18 protein-coding genes are annotated in these 21,869 nt (G+C 31.0%); 5 read left to right on the forward strand and 13 right to left on the reverse strand.

The features are described 5' to 3' along the window. Positions 1 to 196, forward strand: a 196-nt coding sequence (locus CQA53_RS12325) for a hypothetical protein (protein WP_181882378.1), incomplete at its 5' end; no start/stop codon positions are given. Between the two features lie 13 nt (positions 197 to 209). Here the strand turns inward: CQA53_RS12325 and CQA53_RS06425 are convergent. The 9 genes from CQA53_RS06425 to CQA53_RS06465 all read right to left on the reverse strand — a co-directional run bounded on the left by CQA53_RS06425 (position 210) and on the right by CQA53_RS06465 (position 12,598). Beyond that, the gene (locus CQA53_RS06425) at positions 210 to 512 is read right to left on the reverse strand and encodes a hypothetical protein (protein WP_115543198.1); all 303 of its coding nucleotides are present in this window, start codon (positions 510 to 512) and stop codon (positions 210 to 212) included. A 176-nt stretch (positions 513 to 688) separates the two neighbouring features. Then, the gene (locus tag CQA53_RS06430; RefSeq protein ID WP_115543199.1) at positions 689 to 1,906 is read right to left on the reverse strand and encodes an argininosuccinate synthase; all 1,218 of its coding nucleotides are present in this window, start codon (positions 1,904 to 1,906) and stop codon (positions 689 to 691) included. 257 nt (positions 1,907 to 2,163) lie between these two features. After that, the gene (locus CQA53_RS06435; RefSeq protein WP_115543200.1) at positions 2,164 to 4,623 is read right to left on the reverse strand and encodes a heavy metal translocating P-type ATPase; all 2,460 of its coding nucleotides are present in this window, start codon (positions 4,621 to 4,623) and stop codon (positions 2,164 to 2,166) included. A gap of 497 nt (positions 4,624 to 5,120) precedes the next feature. Beyond that, a complete protein-coding gene (locus tag CQA53_RS06440; RefSeq protein ID WP_115543201.1) occupies positions 5,121 to 5,756 on the reverse strand; it encodes a hypothetical protein in 636 nt (211 codons plus the stop codon). Between the two features lie 100 nt (positions 5,757 to 5,856). After that, positions 5,857 to 8,634, reverse strand: coding sequence for a translation initiation factor IF-2 (gene infB / locus CQA53_RS06445; protein WP_115543202.1), 2,778 nt, complete (start codon positions 8,632 to 8,634; stop codon positions 5,857 to 5,859). Beyond that, positions 8,619 to 8,894: a DUF448 domain-containing protein gene (locus tag CQA53_RS06450; RefSeq protein WP_245945745.1), complete on the reverse strand. Its 276-nt coding sequence runs from the start codon at positions 8,892 to 8,894 to the stop codon at positions 8,619 to 8,621. The genes infB and CQA53_RS06450 overlap by 16 nt, the downstream gene beginning before the upstream one ends. Before the next feature lie 3 nt (positions 8,895 to 8,897). Further along, the gene (gene thrB / locus CQA53_RS06455; RefSeq protein ID WP_115543203.1) at positions 8,898 to 9,797 is read right to left on the reverse strand and encodes a homoserine kinase; all 900 of its coding nucleotides are present in this window, start codon (positions 9,795 to 9,797) and stop codon (positions 8,898 to 8,900) included. A 69-nt stretch (positions 9,798 to 9,866) separates the two neighbouring features. Beyond that, positions 9,867 to 10,349: a hypothetical protein gene (locus CQA53_RS06460; RefSeq protein ID WP_115543204.1), complete on the reverse strand. Its 483-nt coding sequence runs from the start codon at positions 10,347 to 10,349 to the stop codon at positions 9,867 to 9,869. A gap of 47 nt (positions 10,350 to 10,396) precedes the next feature. Continuing rightward, entirely contained in the window at positions 10,397 to 12,598 is a 2,202-nt protein-coding gene (locus tag CQA53_RS06465; RefSeq protein WP_181882379.1) for a 6-hydroxymethylpterin diphosphokinase MptE-like protein, read from the reverse strand. A gap of 331 nt (positions 12,599 to 12,929) precedes the next feature. Between CQA53_RS06465 and CQA53_RS06470 the strand changes: the two genes are divergently transcribed. Continuing rightward, positions 12,930 to 13,202 carry an EscU/YscU/HrcU family type III secretion system export apparatus switch protein gene (locus CQA53_RS06470; protein WP_115543205.1) on the forward strand — a complete coding sequence of 91 codons (273 nt, stop codon included), beginning with the start codon at positions 12,930 to 12,932 and terminating at the stop codon, positions 13,200 to 13,202. Between the two features lie 382 nt (positions 13,203 to 13,584). On the opposite strand, the gene CQA53_RS06475 is transcribed toward CQA53_RS06470, so the two are convergent. After that, on the reverse strand, positions 13,585 to 14,436 hold the full coding sequence (locus tag CQA53_RS06475) for a DUF268 domain-containing protein (RefSeq protein ID WP_245945746.1): 852 nt from the start codon (positions 14,434 to 14,436) through the stop codon (positions 13,585 to 13,587). A gap of 172 nt (positions 14,437 to 14,608) precedes the next feature. On the opposite strand from CQA53_RS06475, the gene CQA53_RS06480 reads away from it, so the two are divergent. Beyond that, positions 14,609 to 15,679, forward strand: coding sequence for an ATP-binding protein (locus CQA53_RS06480; protein WP_115543206.1), 1,071 nt, complete (start codon positions 14,609 to 14,611; stop codon positions 15,677 to 15,679). Positions 15,680 to 15,839: 160 nt separating this feature from the next. On the opposite strand, the gene CQA53_RS06485 is transcribed toward CQA53_RS06480, so the two are convergent. The 3 genes from CQA53_RS06485 to CQA53_RS06495 all read right to left on the reverse strand — a co-directional run bounded on the left by CQA53_RS06485 (position 15,840) and on the right by CQA53_RS06495 (position 18,584). Beyond that, positions 15,840 to 16,643: a phosphatidylserine decarboxylase gene (locus tag CQA53_RS06485; RefSeq protein WP_407918845.1), complete on the reverse strand. Its 804-nt coding sequence runs from the start codon at positions 16,641 to 16,643 to the stop codon at positions 15,840 to 15,842. Between the two features lie 97 nt (positions 16,644 to 16,740). Then, positions 16,741 to 17,610, reverse strand: a complete 870-nt coding sequence (gene ftsY / locus CQA53_RS06490) for a signal recognition particle-docking protein FtsY (protein WP_115543208.1) — start codon at positions 17,608 to 17,610, stop codon at positions 16,741 to 16,743. Between the two features lie 320 nt (positions 17,611 to 17,930). Then, positions 17,931 to 18,584 (reverse strand): hypothetical protein, encoded by a 654-nt coding sequence (locus CQA53_RS06495; RefSeq protein WP_115543209.1) that lies wholly within the window; start codon positions 18,582 to 18,584, stop codon positions 17,931 to 17,933. A 274-nt stretch (positions 18,585 to 18,858) separates the two neighbouring features. Between CQA53_RS06495 and CQA53_RS06500 the strand changes: the two genes are divergently transcribed. Next, on the forward strand, positions 18,859 to 19,935 hold the full coding sequence (locus CQA53_RS06500; RefSeq protein ID WP_115543210.1) for a radical SAM/SPASM domain-containing protein: 1,077 nt from the start codon (positions 18,859 to 18,861) through the stop codon (positions 19,933 to 19,935). Positions 19,936 to 20,213: 278 nt separating this feature from the next. Next, a complete protein-coding gene (locus CQA53_RS06505) occupies positions 20,214 to 21,170 on the forward strand; it encodes an aldo/keto reductase family protein (protein ID WP_115543211.1) in 957 nt (318 codons plus the stop codon). The last annotated feature ends 699 nt before the right edge of the window (positions 21,171 to 21,869 follow it).

Consider the following 21,869-nt stretch of genomic DNA (forward strand, 5'->3'; position numbering starts at 1 on the left):
TGATAGTAAAATTAACGCCTATCATGTATATTCAGATACAGGCAAAGGTTCTAGTAGAAAAGTAACAAAGGATAGAGTAACCTCCATAGAGCTTAAGATAGTAGAATCTTTTTATTTTCTTCATGAAGAGTTTTTTCACTTTCACTATACTGAGAATCACAAAAAACTACTTGTTTTAGAATCCCCCCTCTTTTAACTCCACTAATTCATTATATACATTGGGGGGGGGTAATAGAGTGAGATTCTATAAGGGTAGAATCATTATGAAGAGAATCGTTCTTTATTCTTAATTCCCTAGCTTTTACTATAAGTCCAGAGATGATATAATTAAAACCAATAGAAGAAAAAAGAAGTAATACATTTTTATATTCCCACCAAGCATAAAATACTACACTGGCTATAACAAGATAGAATCTTGCTAATGTAGTTTTCTTTTTAAGATTAAAGTAAAAATATCCAATAAAAGTAAGAGGTAAAAAGATAAATATAAATTGAAATGAGTTAAAGAGCATGAATTGCCTTAAAAATCTAATCTAATATGGTAGAGGAATTTGATACAAAATTATAAATAATTAGAGAATTGAACATATTTTACTCTGGTTTCCCTGTTGAATATGCAATATAATAAATTCTTTTAAATACTTCCAAAGGATTATTAATCCTTTGGAATAGCCTTAATAATCAATTTTTATTGTTTAGTTTTACCTGCTATGATAAAACGCAATGCGTTGAGTTTAATAAAGCCAGCAGCATCGCTTTGATTATATACAGAATCTTCTTCAAATGTGCTGTATGCAGCATTAAAAAGAGAGTGTTTAGATGTCCTACCAAGCACCATCACATTGCCCTTGTAAAGTCCTAAACGCACAATGCCCTCAACCCTTGCTTGTGTTTTATCAATCAATGCTTGCAGTGCTTCTCGTTCTCTACTAAACCAATATCCATTATAAATAAGTTCTGCGTATTTTGGCATAATAGAATCTTTTAAATGTGCCTCTTCTCTATCAAGGCAAAGAGATTCGATTGCACGATGAGCTTTGAGATAAATTGTTCCCCCCGGAGTTTCATAACACCCTCGAGATTTCATACCAACATAACGATTTTCGACTAAATCAAGTCGTCCGATACCATGTTTCCCTCCTAATTCATTGAGACATCTCCAAAAGTTTGCTGGACTTAGTTTTTCTCCATTGATTGCTATACCATCTCCATTTTTAAATTCAATTGTAATAATTTCTTGTTCGTCTGGTGCATTAAGTGGTGAAACACTCCAACGCCACATATCTTCTTCAGGAGCTACATTTGGATCTTCTAAGATTTGTCCCTCATAGCTAATGTGGAGGAGATTTGCATCCATTGAATATGGTGATTTATTAGCCTTTTTTTCTATTGGAATCCCAGCAGATTCTGCATATGTGAGTAGTTTTTCGCGACTATTGAGATTCCATTCTCGCCATGGTGCAATTACTTTAATGTCTGGATTGAGTGCATATGCTCCAAGCTCAAAACGCACTTGATCGTTGCCTTTGCCTGTTGCACCATGAGAAATTGCGTCAGCATGGACATTTTTTGCGATTTCCACAAGCCTTTTTGCAATCAACGGTCGTGCGATACTTGTCCCAAGTAAATATTCTCCTTCATAGATTGTATTTGCACGAAACATAGGGAAAACGAAATCACGTATAAATTCTTCGCGTAAATCTTCTATAAATATATTTTCTGGTTTAATCCCTAATTTCAGTGCTTTTGTGCGTGCGGGTTCAACCTCTTCTCCTTGTCCAATATCCGCAGTGAAAGTAACAACTTCACAATCGTAAGTGTCGCCCAACCATTTTAAAATAACGCTTGTATCAAGTCCACCGCTATAAGCCAAGACAACTTTTTTAACCTTATGTTTATGTGGCATGTTTTGTTCCTTTACAATATTATGAAATGCTGATTCTATCATATTTTGAAGTGAATGAAACTAAAATATGGAATAATTTTGTTGGGGAAGATGATTTCTTAATACTAAATGTATTGGAATATTGTAATCGAGATTATCTAAAGACTTCTTATGCTAAGATTTTTAAAATTAAGTCATATCATTCTATTTTTTAAATGATTTAATAAATATATTTCAGTCAATCAAATCTTTAGATTTTAATTTTTTCTGAAATGCTATTATTTTATACGCATTACTCGCAACGCATTAAGAAGCGTAATCAAAGCTACACCGACATCACCAAATACAGCAATCCACATATTTGCAATTCCAACAATGCCAAGCAAAATAATCAAAAGCTTTACAGTGAGTACAAAGAAAATATTTTGCCATGAGAGCATACGAATTTTCCTTGCGATTTGAATAACACGGATAATACCCATAAGGGAAGGTGTTGTAAGGATAATATCGGCACTCTCTTTACTAATATCATTATGAGAATTTTGTGAACCAACACTAATTCCAATGTCAGCACTTGCCAATACAACAGAATCATTAATACCATCACCCACAAATGCACAAACTTTATGTGGTGGCATTCCTCTCGCGTGTGTTTCTGTTGTTTTATTATTACATTTATTAGAATCTATTTTACCCACTTTCTCTGCTTGAGCATCATGATTATCCATTAAATTTTGTAAGACTTGTGCTTTTTGAGTCGGGAGAAGATGAGCATAAAATTGTGTAATTCCTAATTCTTTTGCTATATATGCCACATTGTTTTTATTGTCGCCGCTTAAAATTGCTAAAGGGTTAATACCAAGATTACGCATTTGATTTATTGCTTCTTTGGCATCTTCTTTTAATATATCATTGATAAGGATTGCCCCGACATATATACCATTCTTTGCTATATGAACAATGCTACTAGATTCCAATAAAAGATTGGAATCTTGACTTTCAGAATATGTATAAAAAGCCTCTAAATTAATCTTATTTTCTTCCATAAGAGAAATATTGCCAACTAATATAGAATTTCCTAAACAATTTACCATTACGCCTTTGCCCTTATATTCTTTATGTTTTTGTATATCACATTCATGTGTATCAATATGTTGTGCAACATCAAGCAATGAAGTAGCTATTGGGTGATTTGAAAATCTTTCTGCACATACACAAAGTTGTAAGAGTTCGTCTTGTGTAAGATTATGGAAACACAATATTTCGCGTATTGTAAAAACACCTTGCGTAAGTGTCCCAGTTTTATCAAAAACAATATTTTGCAATTTTGCAAGTGCTTCAAGATATTCTGACCCTTTGATTAAAACACCTTTTTGACTAGCGACGCCAAGTGCAGCAAAATATCCAAGAGGAACCGATAAGACGAGTGCACAGGGGCAACTTACCATTAACACAACAAGAGCACGATAAATCCACTCATGCCATTGTGGTTCTTGCCCTATTTGTCCCAAAACAATCGGTGGAATGATTGCAACCACAAGAGCTACAAAAAACATAATTGGGGTATAGATTTCTGCAAATTGTGTGATAATTCTCTGTGTTTTTGATTTTGAACTACTTGCTTTTTCAACTATTTCTTTAATTTTTGCAATTTGAGAATCTGTAAATTTTTGACTCACTTTAACTTCTAATGCTTGACTTAAATTGATTGTCCCTGCTAATACATTATCACCTTCTTTTACACTCATTGGTTTGCTTTCACCGCTTATCATTTGAGTATCTAAATGACTTTGTCCCCGAATGATTATCCCATCACTTGGGATTTTCTCGCCAACTTTTACAAGGACTTCATCTCCTTGTTGCAAGAATCTTGGATGTATATCCTGCCATGTTTGTTTATTATCAGATCCTCTATTATTTTGTGAATCTTGTATAGTAAGAAATTGTTTTTTATGTGCTATTTCAGGCATGATTTCAAGTAAATTACTTATTGATTTTTTTGAACGATTAAGTGCAAGAGATTCTAAAAATTCTCCAATTCTAAAAAAGAGCATAACAGCCACTGCTTCGCTAATCTCGCCAATACAAAATGCTGCAAATGTTGCAATAAACATCAATAGATTTTCATCAAAAATAATTCTATTTTTCAGATTATTATAAACTGCTTGAAAAATGGGAATACCCGCAATAATATAAAGCAGAATCATCAAAATATAAGCGATAACTTTACTAAATGATATATCTTTTTGTAGTGATTCTGGTAACAATGTAAATATTTGCGATGAAAATGATATATTATATATAATATCCAAACCATTCAGAAAAGATTCTAAAGATGATGAATATAAAATTACAATAGCGATGAGGAATCCTGATAAAAGCAATGCAAGTAAGATTGCTTCAGAGCGTATAGGATTTTCTCGATGAGTTTTTTTTGTTTGCAACTTTTGAGTAGAGTGTATTTGCTTTGGATTATCACAATGTGTTTCATGAATAAAGTCTTCATGCCCGAGTCTTTGTTGTGTGAAATCTTGAGAATAAAGTTTTGTTAAAAGACTATTTGGTTCAAGCGATTTTATTTTTTTCTTTACAGATTCTATATCAGTTGTTTGGACTTCAAGAATATTGGTATTAAAATTTACACAGGCATATTCAACACTTGGCATTTTTTGTAAAGCTTTTTCTATTTTATTGGCACATGATGCACAATCAATGTGATCTATACGAAATTTTTGCATAGGATTCTCTTTCTTTAAATTCTTGGAATCTTATTGAGATACTTCAAGAATTGGAAATAATTTGATAATGTAAGTGTAGCATATTTTAATAAATACATATAGGGGTATAGGTATTAAAATATAGTAAAAAGATAATGCTTAAAAATCCAATACATTATTACAATACCACCAAAATTTGCGTATATTTTATTTCTACTTTTATCTATAATAACAAAGTCCTTGCAGTAATGAATAAAAGAATGATATTTCTCACATTTATCAAAAATGCCATCAACATTACATTGGCACTTCAAACTTAAGGCATTTTATACACAATACTTTCTTCGTGCTTTTACTTTGCACTCTTTTGCTCATGTTGATTCTTAGTATTTTTTATACAAATTTATAATTGTAGAAACACCACTTTAACTTCTTGTATATTTGCATTTTTAAGGTTTGATGTAAAACTTTGAGAAAGAATAATTAAGGGAAATAATATATATTTTTTAAGATTTTATTTATTTTACATCATATTGATACTGCTTATATAACTCCTTTAATCGTTCTTCGTCATATTTTGCAACCTTGAAAACGCCCAAAGTCTCTACTCTCTCAATACATTCCAAAAATTCTAGCACGATATGATACGCTTCTCTATTGAAAAAATCATGCACAATGATCGTGCTTTGAGGGCAATATAAAATCGCATTCAAAATACACGCCACACGAAACCTCCCATCGACAAAAATCACATCAAAATCCTGCCTTGCTTCAAAAATACTTCGCGAATAGAGTGGATAATTCTCCTTTTTGCTTTCATCGATAGGGAAGCCCCACGCCCCTGTCTCGCCAATATCGATATGGCAAAGGTTGATTCTATGGAGATTGTTTGCGATAAGTTCGTTGCGAGAAAGGAGGGCGATGAAGTCTTTGCTAGATTCTATGGAAGTGATGGTCGCTTGTGTGATATAGGCGACAAGGAAAGTGCTGCCTCCACACCCAAACTCTAAATATGATTTTGCATTGATGATATGTCGTGCGAAAAGTTCTATTTCAGTGGGGTTTGCATACATAGGGAGATATGTTTTATCCATACCCCCCCCCCCCTGTTTAAATGCTAACATTGCATTTTTTAGCCTACTTGTTATACTCATAATTTTCTCCTAAGGTTTTGTGAATAAAGATAGCATTGTATCCAAATATGCCAAAGAGATGAGAATCTGCATTGCAAAACTATTTTTCCACTATAAAATCTTATAACACGCGTTGTTTTTCAATTTCCCTAAAGACTTCAATTTCATCTTGAGCTTGTATATCATTAAATCCATCGAGCATAATCCCACATTCATATCCCTTTACAACTTCTTTTACATCATCTTTAAAACGTTTTAAGGAAGCTATTTTCCCATTCCATAACACAACACCACTGCGTAAGATTCTAACACTCAAGTTTTTCTCAATTTTCCCTTCAACAACCATGCAACCTGCTATTGTGCCAAGTTTTGCGACAATAAAAGTTTCACGCACACCTGCAATACCAACAACTTCTTCTTCAAGAATTGGCGACATCAATCCACCCAAAAGAGCTTTCATATCATCAATCAAGTCATAGATAATTGAATAGCTTTTAATCGTAATGGCAAGATCTTTTGCAAGATTTTTAATTTCGCTTGTGGGACGCACATTGAATCCTAAAATTACACAATTACTGCTTGCATTTGCTAAATCTACATCACTTTGAGTAATTCCCCCGACACCAAAACCAATAATATTAATTTCAACTTCTTGGTTATTAAGATTCTCAAGGCTAGACTTAATCGCCTCAAGGCTACCTTGTGTATCAGCACGCAATATAACAGGCAGACTTTTAATCTGTCCTTTTGCTACCATAGAACTAAGTTCATCAAAAGTAACCTTTGTGCTTTTACTTAATTGTTTTTGTCGCAAATACGCACTGCGTTTGTTTGCAATCTCCCTCGCAATAGAATCATTTTCTACTACTTGCAATAATGCTCCTGCGAGTGGGACCTCTGATAATCCGGTAATCTGTGCTACGCCACTTGGCTCTAATCTTGTAATGTTTTTACCTGTATCATCTTTTAAGGTTCGAACTTTACCATATGCTGTATCAGCAACTATACATTGCCCGATCTCTAAGATTCCTTGTTGCACAATGATTGTTGCAACAGATCCTTTTCCAATTTGCTGACTACCCTCCAAGACAATTGCTTTTGCTTTTATTTTTTGACTTGCTTTTAATTCTAAAATCTCTGCTTGCAATAAAATTGTCTCAAGCAAAACATCTACGCCATCTCCTGTTTTTGCACTAATAGGGATAAACTCATACTCTCCTCCCCAATCCATAGGTGTAAAACCTAATTCGGCACATTCGGCTTTGAGTTTATCGGGATTTGCACCTTCTTTATCCATTTTATTCATCGCTATAATAATTTGAACACCGGCTGTTTTTGCATGATTAAGTGCTTCAATACTTTGTTGTTTGACACCGTCATCTGCAGCGATTACAATAATAGCAATATCTGTAACTTGTGCCCCACGACTACGCATTTGTGCAAAAGCTTCATGTCCAGGAGTATCAATAAAACTAATCCATTTTCCATTCTTTTGCACCATATATGCACCAATATGCTGTGTAATACCACCTGCTTCGCTACTTGCAATACGCGAACTACGAATATAATCAAGCAATGAAGTTTTTCCATGATCAACATGCCCCATAATTGTAACTACAGGAGGTCGCTCTACTAAATCAGATTCTGCGATCTCTTCTTCTTGGGTTAATGGAGCATCTTGTTGTATGGTTACTTCAATATTATATTCATTTGCCAGAATCTCAATAGTATCTTTGTCTAAAAAATCATTTTTGAGCATTTTCACACCAAGTAAAAATAATTTTCCCAAGACACCACCTAATTCCAAATTTGCTTTCTCTGCAAATTCATAAACACGAATTTCCTCTGGTAGCACAAGAGAAGTAACTGCTTCATTGTTTCGCTTGATTTTTTGGTCTCGATTTTTCTTTCCTTTACCTTTTGATGGTCTCCCTATTGATCCTTCTTTCATCCATGGACTATAACGATTTACTTTAATTTTATCGTTAAGTTCATTTTTCTTTGCACGTTCTTCTTCATAGTTTTCTTGTGGAGCTTCATACGCATCTATTAATAGAATTTCATCTTGTTCATCATCATAGCCTCCACCCCATACATCTCGTTCCATTACAATAACTTGGGAATTATGTTTATGATGTTTTTCTTTAGGTTTTTCTTTCTTTTTCCTATTTTTTTCTTTCCGCTCAATATGCTTTAATTCATCAAGCATTTGTGCTGATTTTTTTTGTGTAACAATAGAATCTCTCGTGGGTTTGGCAATTTCATCATTTCTACTAATTACACGAATTGCACTAATTCTGTTTTTATTATTTGTTTTTTGGATTTGGTTTGGGTCTATTCCTTTAGGAAGGACAGATTTAGAATCATTGCCTTCTTGCTTCATAGTAACCTCAATATTTGGTTGTGTATTCTCTAATATATCGGCTTCTTGTGTAACAGGAGCAAGGATTTTCTCTTGGGTTTCTAGGGCTATTTCTGTAGGTGTTGTAATTGCATTTTTTTTCTCTTTGAAAGGCTCTATTGCTTTGTTTGCCACATCTTCTTTTCCACGACTAATTATTGTTACTTTTTTATCTTTAGTTTCTGTTTTAGTTTTTTCTGCAGATTTGACTTCTTTTTGTTCTTTTGTCTTTTTAGCACTCATTTTTGTCGCAGAATCTTTAGATATAGCTTTTTTTGTTTTATCTTGAGTTCTTGTATTTCTTTGCACAAATCCATCAGGAAGAACACCACTTGTAATATAGTTATAAAGAGTGTCTGCTTCTTCTTGGCTAATTGTGCTTTGTGCATTTTTTACTTTTAAACCTAGTTCTTTAGCTTTTTCAAGCACTTCTTTTTTGGATTTCTCACCTTTTCCTGCTTCGTCTACGATTTGTTGAATACTTACTTTATCACCCATATTTGTGCTATCTCCTCAAGTTGTTCTTGTAGATTTTGTATTTTTGTTACAATTTTTTTTAAGCTATTACAGCCTTTTTTAGTATGCAAACATTCAGAACACATATAAAAACTTCTACCATTCCCATCATATAATTCTAATCTAGATTCTGAAAACTTAAATCGTATAAGATTTTTCTGTAAACTGCGTTCGCGACATGTAATACACATACGAATACTTTTTTCAGAATAATATTGAGTAAGTTTTTTCTGCTTAATCACACACTATCCTTTTTCAAGTTTTACTCCATCATTATCAAAATCTAATGATAATACGCGAAATTTTGGAAATCTCTCACTCATTTTTTTTGATAATATGGAAGCATCGTCGCTATAACATAAGCTAAAAATAGATGACCCGCTTCCCGATAAGGTACTCATCAAAGCACCATTGCTTAAGGCAGTTTTTTGCACTTGAAATAATATCGGATAAGTATCCATTCTTGCATTTTGGTGCATTTTATCCATAGAGCTTTCTCTTAGTAAATCCCATTTTTGCATACTAAATGCTAAACTTAAGACAGAGGCACGAGAAAGATTATATACGCAATCTTGCATACTATAAGCCTTTGGCAAAATGGTACGCGTTTTTTTAGTTGCCATTGCATGGTTGGGTATAACCATAACACTTCTAACATTCTGTGGCATACGTTGTCTAATATGCATAATCATCGATTTCTTATCACCACAATGAGTTTTTATAAAACTGGCATTAAAACCACCAAAAGTTGCGGGAACGATATTGTCAGGATGTTTCTCATAATGGAATGCTAAATCAAGGATTTGTTGTTTATTAGGAATTTTTTTTGCCATTTTATATGCACTAAAAATTGCACCTACTATAATCGCACTTGATGAACCCATGCCGCGAGAAACTGGAATGTTATTATGGAATGTGAAACTAAATTCAGCATTACCACCAAGTTTTTTATAGGTTTGCATAAAAATTCTCACAAAAGTATTATCCTGAACAAAACGAGGATTATTTGTGCCTTCACCATAAACAACAATGCTTTGTTTATGAGATTCTACTATGCTAAAAAAATTTCTAAAACTGAGAGATAATCCTAAGCAATCAAATCCTGGTCCTAGATTTGCACTTGTTGCTGGCACAGAAAAAATCAAGGTTATTGTCTCCTAAAAAGATTACGGATAAATTTAGTTTATTATTATAGCAAAGAATATAGATTTTTACTACATGTCTTTCATATAAAATGGGGCAGTTGCTACAAATAAACTAACATTTAGGAAGCAACAAAAAGCTAATAGCACAACAAAGCCTACAATACTAATCCACCAAGTATGGTAGCCAAAATTCTTCTTACGCTTTTTTGGTTTTGTACTCATGCTACTAAAAATCCAAAAGATTAGCAAGAGAATACTACTTGCAAAACTTAAGATAATTTGAGAATTAATATTTGTACGCAATACCTCGATACCCACATCATCTGCTTTGAGTAAGTAAAGTAGTGAAATAACAGAAGAAAATATCCATGCAATAAAAATTCGTAAAGAAAGAATTTTATAGCGAGAAAAAACACTAATCAAGAGAACAACACAACAAAAAAGTGCCATCACAATGATATAGGCAAAGAGATGCTTTTGCAATAAAATTTGTATTGTATCAATATCAATCAGCTCTATACCAAAATAAAAAAGATCTTTGATAAAATCCATTATTTTCTTTCCTTCAATAAGATTCGAGCAAGAAATTGCTTCTCTTGCTACAAATCTTGTAAGGCACTACACAATTCCTGTAACATTGATTGTATCACCTGTTTGATTTCATTCTGCATTATACCATAACATTCCTTTTTCCCCGCAAATAAATATGCAAGCAAAAGTGAAAAACATAAATGCAGACTACTTCCCTCAAAAAGAATGACACTTTTACGCCTTTTGAAATCATTAATTTCTTGTTGCAATAAAGATTCGATAGAATCTATTTTTGTATATAAATCACCAATATTTTTTGCTTCTTGAATAAGAAGAGATTCTAAATTTCTTAAAAATTGTTTTGCAATATTGAAAATTTCTTTCGTATTAATATCAAGAAAAGCTTGTTGAAAATTCTTTTTAAAATCATGAATAGCTTGTAATTTATCAATTTTTTGCAAACTAAAATCATCTTCATTAAGACTCAGCGTATTCGCAATATACGCTCCATAACCAAGATTAATTGCGGTATTGGGGTTATAATGTTGTATTGCAGAAGCTATATTATTTGCACTAAGATAAAAAAGATCATTGCTGAACACTTTTAAATTTTTATTGGCGGATACTTGGAAGCAATCTTTTGGAATCTCAACTTTCTCTTTACCATAAAAACTATTCTTAGCGTGTTTGCTAAACCCTTCAATATACCCACAATCAAGTCCGCACAACAATATATCACTCCCCAAAAGTGCTGCCAATGCTACACCGGCATTCCCTACAAATGGGGCACTAAGTTCAAGAGAGAATGTTTGATTTGATTCTGTTGATGTATCAAAGTTTTTAGAATTTTTCTCTTTATTGTGGCATAAATGGAATGACATTTCAAAATACGCACTTGCACTTCCTCCACGCATAAACCCATAAGATTCCTTACTAAGATTAACTGCCTTTGTATCTGTCATTTGCGCAAAAATCAAAGGAATATCCTCCAATCCAGCTTCTTGCAATACATCAGCTAAATAATCAATGCGTTCGATTTCAATTTGAAAATCAGGTTTAATATTATGGTAACGCAATACTTTCAAGGCTGTTCCACAACTTAGAATAATCATAGAATCTTGATATTCTTTGATAAAATCAAGGCATAAATCAAGACTTGCCCCATTACCAACAACACAAATTGGTGCATTGATTCGCTTTGGTTGGTGCAGAATCTTACATGAGTGAAGATTCTGCACAGCGTTTTTAAAGCCAATGAGTTCATCTTCAAAGCTTCCCCAACCACGCATAATAGCCTTTTTCTCTTTTGCAACAAGTGATTTAATTGTTTGCACATTTTGTGTGTCATAATGTTGTAACTCCAAACCAATCAAATTATTTGTTAGTCTCTTTGTTGTAAAAAATGCTTTAATAAGCGGTTCACTTATATCTTTTATCATAATAAAACATGCTTGTTTTGAAACTTGTGAAAAAAGTTGTGCATAATCAAGAAAATAAAGTGAAATCCGAAAAAAATCAATATGCTCCTCATAAATCATAAGCGAGTGAAAATGATAGCCTTGCAATAAGAGATCTTGCAAAAATATTCCGCCCATAAGTCCGTAAATGCTTGTTTGGGGCAGGAATTTCATAGTTTCAAAAGATTCTAAAAGATTATTGTCAAGCAATGTATTAATTCCATTGGTAAGATTATGTTGCAATGTGTGAGAGTATTGGCTCGTAGTGTTTTTGCTGCATTCTTCCATAGAATCATATACACTCTGTATGCTAGTTTTCAATATTGCATTGCAAGCTTTTCCTGTTATTGGGAGTCGTTCTTCATTGATAAAATTACTTGTGATATTGGGATTAAAATTTACGAATAATCGCCACTTTGGATGTCGCATAGGATCTTGCGCTAAGTCTTTATGTGAAGCGAACATGCTTGAAACATGCGTTTGCGGTGTAATTGTATTATATTCTTTTGAGTTATTGGTAATATTCTCGTTTGTATTTTTTTGCAAATTCTCCTTTAAATTCGCTAGAAAATCGCGTAATACTAAAGGATATTGTAGCGTTTGACTTGGTAAGTGAATAATATTTATTCCATAAGAATCAACCTGTAAATTGTATAATAAAGGTTCTTTTGTTAATGCTTTAAAAAGTTTAGGGTTCTGTGTACGGAAAAACTCCATATTTTTATGATAATTAATTTGGAATTGTGCTGTATCATAATCGGTGTTTTCATTAAGGTTCTCAATAAATTGATTGTTTTTTATTATCCTATTCATATCTTTCTCTTTGTTTTTTGGTTTATTTTAGCTTATTATATAAGATTTTTAAGAGAAATGAATTTTTAAGAATATAATTTTAACGGAACATAATGAATTTGATAAAATAATGATATACTTTATAATAAAAATTAAATAAAAACTTGTTATTTGTTTTAACGAATCTTCTATAATAGTAGATATATTCAGTAATAATATTTGAATATTAAATATTTGTAAAATAAAAGGAATCTAATGAGAATAAATCAAAATAATATGTTGATTATTATGATAGAATAAAGAGATGTTTTAAACTTTAATATAATTTTAGAAAGATTGGGTAAGGAACTATATGAGAAAAAAAGTAGCGGCACTTGCTTATGAAGAATACAAGGATTATGCACCAAAAGTTGTTGCGAGTGGGCAGGGGAAAATTGCTGAAGCTATCATTAAAAAAGCAAATGAATATCAAATTCCATTATTTTGCAATGCTGAACTTGTAGATTCTTTAGTGAAAATGGAGGTAAATAGCAATGTTCCTCCAGAGCTTTATCAGGCTGTTGTAGATGTGTTTGTGTGGTTACAAAATACAGAATCTTCATCACATATTAGCAATAAAGGTTAAATCTCTAAAATCAAATTTATCAATTTTAAGAATGTTGTTTTAATAAATTTATATGAAGTATTTGCTTTATATTCACTCCCTAAACCCTTTATTTATCGTTTAATAAATCTTAAAAATATACTTTTTTGCATAGATATGAAAACTATACACAAATATTTTACTCAAAAAGCAAAATTTATTACAAAAAGTGATAGGTTTGTAAATAATAAGGGTAAAGTTAAAGAAGGCTTACAAGATAGTTTGGTTTCTCACAGGAATCAATAATTGAGATTCTCAATTATTTCTTTTTGCAAAATAAGTAAATTTTATATTTCAAGTTGTAAAAGATTTAAGAAAGACAATACAAATTATTGTAGTAAAATCGGAAACTTTTGACATAAATTCACTTTTTCACAAACTCAAAAAGCCCCGTTGTCCCCCAATTCACAGCATCAGGGATAGAATCTAGTTTATCTTGATAGATTTGCAACTTATCATCTCTATATTCCATACATAGTGCCGTATCAAAGCCATCAATATAGCTCATCTCAATAATCTGACATTCATTCAGTGTATCAATGATAGTTTGAGGACGATAGACGCGATGAGCGTTGAAGCAAACCTTGTCGATTTTCCCCACAGGCACACTGATATAGAGTTTCCCACCACTTTTTAGGACTCTTTGAAAGGATTTGAGGGCTTTCTCCCACGCGTCTGGTTCGATAGGGTCGCCATATCGCCCTAAACCAAAATGCTCAATACTGCAAAGTGCGGAGAGAGATTCTAAGCTTTCATCTGCGATATTTGTAAGGTTTGTCGCATTAGCTTGAGTGTATTTCCCCCCCCCCCCCCCACTGCGTAAAAATGGCGTATCAAGATTTCTCATCGGACGAATATCAATCAAACACACTTGTTGCTTGAAGCCTTGCAAATGGGCGATAAATCCCGCTACCGATGAGCCAACATCATAATGCACTTCTGGCTTATTCTCATAGACTTTGCGTGCACCCCAAATATCTTGGATAAAATATTGATTATCCATACCGCCATTTTGCACGTATTTATCATCTTTGCAGATATAATCATACTTTCGCTCCACGCTAAAACGCGTATCTTTGTGGAGGGAGATGAACTTTGCCCTATCAGATTCTATCTCTTTATCAGTCATCATTGCTTTTGGTTTTTTTATAATACCTAGTAACTGACCTAATTGTTTGAATGGTCTTTTTATTTCTCTCATAATTTTTGATGCCATATAATCCTCCAAAATCTCTTATAAATTAAGAAAAGCGTACAAATAGTCTTGCTTGACTAAAGTTTGAATAGCTTGTGGTTAAATATTGCTATTTAAAAAATTTTATTATATCCTAAAATCCTATAAATATTTTGTACAATTATATAGAATAATACATAAAAAGGTATAGAATATGCGAAGAGAAATACCAAAGATTAAAAAGATTTTACCTCGTAATGTAAATATTTTTCACAATAGGACTTATATCTATGGGTCGCCCCATAGTGGGAAGACTTTATTGGCATTGAGCTATGCAACAAATTTTTCAGATGTTGTGTATTTAAATCTTGATATGTTGATTTCAGAAACAGCAAAAAAAAATGCAAGAGAAGTTCTCTTTACTCAAAAATCTCCTACGCAACTTTTTATTATTGATAATTTTTACCAAGATTTTTTATTACATAAAGAGATTAATATACCCTGCATATTGATTGGTAATCTTAAGGAATGTCCCACGGGTTTTACAAAAGTAAAAGTGCTTGGATTAAGCTTCGAGGAATATTTAAGTTTTGATAGAAAAAATCTTAGTATTGAATCTTTGCTTTCAAATTTTATTAAAGATGGCAATAATCCTGAAATGAGTTTCCTCGCTGATTTTAAGAAGACAGAAAGGAAGTGGGAGATTATGAAATCTGCCCTACAAGATGATTTTTTACTTTTTTATTATATGTTATCATTACAATCTTTAAAAGTTAGTATTTATGGAATATACAAATATCTCAAAAAATATATCAAAATATCAAAAGATAGAATCTATGCAAGTATAGATTCTATGCATCAAAATCTTATTATTCATTTTTGCAAACATATTCATGATTTTCAAAAGGACATTCCAAATAAGAAATATAAACTTTATTTTTATGATTTTTCCCTGTGTGAATTTTCAGATTCCAAATACTTTATTCGATCGTATGAAAATATGGTTTTTTTAGAATTACTCACAATGGGCTTTTCTCTTTTTTATAGTGATATTGCTGATTTTATAGATAGAGAACATGAAATTATTTTTCTTTGTGTGCCTTTTGTGAGTCTTGAGGGAATCTGCACTCGTATTGAAAAAATACGAGCAAGCGATGAAATATATAAGAATTTTCGTATTATTGCAATTTCTATGAATCTTAATCAAGAAATTAGCACAACAATCACTATCATAGAGTTTAGTAATCTTTCTGTAATCTTACAGCATAATATGCAGAAGTTCTAAGTATATGAAAATATAAATATTGTAATAATTTATTTATATCATAATTAAAATAATTTTTATTAATAGAGAATCTTTTAAAAGTAAATATCCCTCAAATACATTATTGTATTTTTATTACATTATTTGATCTGAATATAATCTTCAATCAATAAATTTATTTCTACTGATTATCTGGTAGAGTTGCGATTTCTTGCCCCATTTTTACAAAATCATTTGTTTTTACAACCCAATTTGCTTGTGCAATAAGAACAATCGTAGAACCCATTTCAAAAGTGCCAATTTCTTCACCCGATTTAAGTATAATGGGTATGTCATATTTCCATATAGAATCACCATTTTGCGCATTCGTTTGTATTCTATCATCAAAAAGAAAACTCATCTTACCTACATTGAGTGCACCAACAGCAACATAATACAGAATCTGTTGGTTGTATCGCATTCTTATTTTAAGCACTACCCTTTCATTGAAGCGATACACCTCATCATTTTTATGCAACGAAGGAATATTAACAGGCATGAGTTTTCCTGAAAAATAATGTGCTTCTAGTATTTCTAAATCACAAGGAGCATGATAATGATGGTAATCTCTGGGGGAAAGATAGAGATTAATGAAGCTATAAGTATTAAAATCTGTGTTAAATTCCCCCAGTAATTGTGGAATACTATAACTTTTTCCTTTGATTTGCAATGCTTTGTTGTCATGTATGATACCAGATTCTATAATAAGAGAATCAGTGGGACTTATAAGATTGTATGGTTTTGTGTCAATATATCGCGGTGTTCTAAGGGAACGCGTAAAAAGTGCATTAAGTGTAGAATATTTTTCATAGGAATCAAATTCACTTAAATCGATTTTAAAGAGGTTGATATAGAATCTATTAATAAAAATTTGTATTGTTTGGGGAAATCTAATATGGGCAATTTTGCCAAAAAGTCGTGAGAATTGATTGCTGAATGCCAAGATAAATCCTTTTAATTGAAAAATAGAATTTTATTCTAGCAAAGAGTTGTTAAAAAATATGAATGAAAATATGTGTTATTGCGTTAGATTCTCTTAAAATCTACATAAAAATCGAATCAAGCAATCCACTAATAAATTCATTTTCGTGAAATTCAATGAGTTCATCTTCTTTTTCACCTACACCTAAAAAAATAATGGGCAATTTCAACTCATGAATAATGCTAAGTATTGCCCCACCTTTACTTGTCCCATCCATTTTAGTAAGAATAATGCCATCAAGTTCTAAACACTCATGAAAAATCTTTGCTTGTTCAATGCTTGAGCTTCCTTGTGTTCCATCAAGCACAAGGATTTTATGAAATGGTTGATTATTTAATGCTTTGGAACAAGTTTTAGAGATTTTTATTAGCTCATTTTTTAAATTTATTTGATTTGGTAATCTTCCAGCTGTATCAATGATTGCATAATCCATTTTGCGTGCAACCGCAGCATTAATTGTATCATAAGCCAATGCACTTGGATCATGGGCGTGTTTGGTCGTGATAATATCAACACCAATTCGTTTGCTCCATAATTCTAATTGTTCAATAGCGGCAGCACGAAAGGTATCGCCAGCACCCAATATAACTTTTTTTCCTTGTGTTTTAAATCGCTTAGCAAGTTTCCCAATACTCGTTGTCTTGCCTGCACCATTTACACCAAAAATAAGATACACTATGGGAGAATTAGCAATTTCATTGAATCTCACTTTATCATAATAGCTTTCACCACGAAAGAAACGATCGATAGCTACACGCAATTCATCTCGACTAATTTGTTCGCCTAGATTTTCTAACATCTTTTCAATGATTTCATAACTTATATCAGATTCGATTAGAATCTCTTCAAGTATATCTTTTTGAATTTTTTTTTGTTTTTGCCCTAAAAATCGTGAAATATTTTCAGAAGTTTTTTTTAAAAAAGCAAACATGATAAACCTTTCGTATCATTGAATATAGTATTGATAAAATATATTTTAATCTTAGAATCTTGTAAAATAGTATTATAAAAATCTGAATAAATTATAAAGTTATAAGTTCTCTCTTGCAAATTCAGTTAATAAAATTACTATTTTCTTTGTTTGGTTTGTGCAACTATGGTATTGCATAAAGGTTATTGTGGATAATAGCAACATTTTATATCACCTTACGATAATACTTTTTAGGATTTTTCCTCTATAATATTATATAGATTTAGAACTTTTTATTATCTCATAAAATCTTATATTTCTCAACAGAATCTTAAAATTTATCAAGATGATTTATGGTTTTCTTTGTCATCTAAGAGCATATATATATCATTTTCAAGCATTTCTTCTATGATTGACCCCTCATAACTTTGAGTAATAAAGTTATTTTTATCAAGCATTAAAAAAAGTGGGGCATTAAAATTTTTAATTTCAACATTGAGTCTGCGTTTAAGAGAATCTAGAAAAAATGTAAAATCTTTGTTAGAAGCGTTTTTTTGTGTTGTGAAAATAAGGTTTTGAAAATGCAAATTTTGGGATATGAGAGAGTCTTTCATATTTATTTGTTTATTTTCTTGTTGATGTAAAATGAAAATTTGCAGATTTTCAAAACGTGAACCAAGATTGTTAAGATGTGGCAGTATCATAGAACAAATGTTACAATTTTGTGGAAATATTGCAAATAGTGTAATTTTATTTTGTTCTAAAATACTGGATTTTTCATTGTGTTGTGATTGCAATATGATTTGTGTGAGATTATTAGAATCTTGCATTTGCAGTTTAAGAACTTGGTGTGAAATTAAATCTTGAAAAAGATAAATCTCTTGTGTATACTGCTCAACTTGCTCTTTACTATCCAAATCATCTGAACAAGCATGAAAAATGATGCTAAAACAAAGCAAAAAGACAGACAAAAGAAACTTATAGGAACACAACATTCTATTCCTTAAAAATAAATTATATTATATTATGTAAGTCAATATGTATGGGATTCTTTAAAATACCCTCTGATAATTACATTTTTTGAAATTAAAATTATAAACCATAATCATCAAGAATAAGTTAATTATATCTCATCTTTTCAATTTCTATGAACCCATAATTTTTGGGTAGAATTAAGATTCTACAAAATTTATATTATTTGGATATTTAAGATATGCGTTGTATATAAAACTTGTATAGAGATATTATTTTGGAGAGAAACAGGAAGCGATGAAATTTCATAAGATTTATCTTGAACTAAGCGATATTTGTCATCTTCAATGTTCTTTTTGTTCGCCAAAAAAAGCACAAAGAGGGCTTATGCCTTTGGCATTGTTTGATTCTATTGCAAGTCAAATCAAGCATAAAACAACATTGGTTAGCCTACATATTTTAGGAGATCCTTTGTGTGTATCAAATTTAGGTGATTATCTCGATAATATGGAATCTAAAAATATTCGACTTGATATTGTAAGTAGTGGAATCTTTTTAAGGCGAGAACATTTTAAACTTCTTTGTAGAAAGAATATTCATCAAATTAGTTTTTCACTTGATTCTTTTTTTGATAGAAATAATCAAAAAAAACTAATACCCATTTTGGAGAATAATCATACCAAGAATCAAGCTTTGTGTAGAGATATAATCAACAAGGAGTTATCCCACATGAGTTTTAAGACGCCAACAAATGATACGATGGAAGCTTTAGATAATAAAAATAAATTATATGAAATTTTATATCTTGAAAAAATATTTGAATTTTATGAGTACCTTTCTGCACAGCGATTGAAAATATACATAAATCTTAGACTTTTTGGAAATTATGATTATAGTTATATTTTACAGCGTTATAAAAATTATGAAATCCAAGAAAAAAAGAGACGAATCCGCTTAGATAAATATTTTTTCTTACGCTTTCACACGCAATTTCAATGGTTAAAATTAAGGAAATTGAAATCAGATTCTCATGTAGCAACACATTTTTTTCAGACAACAAAAAAGACTCATACATTGCAAGGGCTAAATGTGACATATACAAATCCTCAAAACTTTGTGGCACAGAGACAAGAACAACTGCGACATAATTCACCATATTGTCTAGGTGGGATTAGCCAGTTGGGAATCTTATCAAATGGAATCGTAGTGCCATGCTGCATTGATACACAAGGATATATGCAGTTGGGGGATTTACGCATACAAACTTTACAAGAGATTTTAGAATCAGAACTTTTTTTAAATTTTCAATATGCACAAAAAAACCATATTAACATTCCACCAATGTGTAAAAAATGTAATTTTAGGGGTATATAACTTATTCATGGTTATGTGTTTGGATAGAAAAACTTGAACAACATTGTTGTGAAATTGTATTTTGTAGAGATAATGCAATGGTTGTTTTTATAGAAAGAAACTTTTAATTTTTAAAAGAACATAAATGTGAGAGTGGAATTTAAATAGTAATTTTATCTACATGCACAAAAAAATCTTTTTAGAAATATCTACAAAAGCAATGAGAAGCAATAGAAAAACTTGCAAAACATAAATATATATTGTATAATTGAAGTTTTTATACTAAGGAAGGAGTTTTTATGCAAGAAACGATGACCAGAAGAGATTTTATAAAAGTGGCTGGAACAAGTAGCACATTAGTTATTGGTTCATGTTTTTTTGGAACAAGTTTATTTACTACGGCTGTGGCAGCACCTCGTGTGGATATTCAAGGTTTATTTACAACACAAAGGCTTAATAATGGTGTTGAAATGCCAATTTTTGGATTTGGAGCTTATTCCACAGCTTTAGGTGAGGATAAAATAAAAAATACTCAAGCAGTGCTAGAAGCTTTAAAAATAGGTTATAAACATATTAGTGTTTTTGAAACAGAAGAAGTCATAGGTAATGCTTTGATGCAAAGCGGTATCCCAAGAGATGAAATATTTCTTTCTTTACAATTAGATAACAAAATTACCACAGAAGATGATTTTATTGTTGCATTTAATGAGAGTTTGGCAAAATTAAAAACAAATTATGTTGATTTACTAACAATTTTTTTCCCTCCAATTGATACAATTAATAATGATATTTTTAATCAAAAAGTAAATTTATGGCAAACTCTGGAAAAACTTTATAAAGAAAAACGAGTTAAGGCTATTGGGGTAACAAATTTGAATAGAGATTTATTTGAGCAGTTTTTACCTGAATGCGAGATTCGACCTATGGTAAATCAGCTTGTTTTAAATCCTTATAATTATGATGATAGGTTAGTCGAAACTTCCTTTAATCGTAAAATGCAAGTCGCCACTTTTGTTCCATTTGGGTCAGGGAAAGACTTAATCTATGAGCCAACTATTACAAAAATTGCACAGAAATACAACAAAACAGCTTCACAAGTTATTTTACGATGGAATTTACAAAAAGGTTATATAACATTTGCTAGTTCAGCTGATGTAAACGTCATAAAGGAATATAGCGAGGTGTTTAACTTTATGCTTGATGCGAAAGATATGAAAGCAATCTCTAAATTGAAGGGAACTCAAAAGTCAAAGTAAATTAATTTATTGTAATATAAATCCCATACACTCATTATATTGATATTGTATCTTGGGTTTCTTGAAAATAAAAACCATAGAGTTTTGGTTCTATTGTTATCTACATGTGTTTCACATTTATTTTATTATATTTCGCAAAATAACTATATTATTACTTCATATCTCTTAATAGGAATTTTTTGTTCTCGTTTCTTTGATAGAGTAATTTTTCGGTATAGAAATGATCTATAAAATACACTAGAATATGTAATTGTATATTTTTGAAATAGCAATCTCACATATTGTTATTTTTATAGCTAATAATATTGGCAATATATTCTATTAATTTTTATTTTTATAGAAATGTTTAAAAGCGTAAAAGAATAATAATTCTACTTTAAAGATTTGTTATAATTTTTACAAAAAAATCCTCTATTAAATGCAATGTAAATCAAAATTCTTGTTTTTTTATTTTATTCCACTATTTTGTTACTTTTAGTATTACAATATGGTATATTTAATATTAAAATAAGAAACATAATGTTTCTTTTTGATACAAAGTATATAGATTAAAATATATCTAGAACAAAAAATATGAAGTTTAGAGAATAATTTGATACAATACTATTCAGCACATTCTTAATGAAAATTCTTTATTTTGAATATCAAATTTGTAGAGTAGAATCTACATAGAAACTCCAACTAAATCGTAAGTGATAA

The organism is Helicobacter didelphidarum (genome assembly GCF_003364195.1).
Taxonomy (GTDB): domain Bacteria; phylum Campylobacterota; class Campylobacteria; order Campylobacterales; family Helicobacteraceae; genus Helicobacter_A; species Helicobacter_A didelphidarum.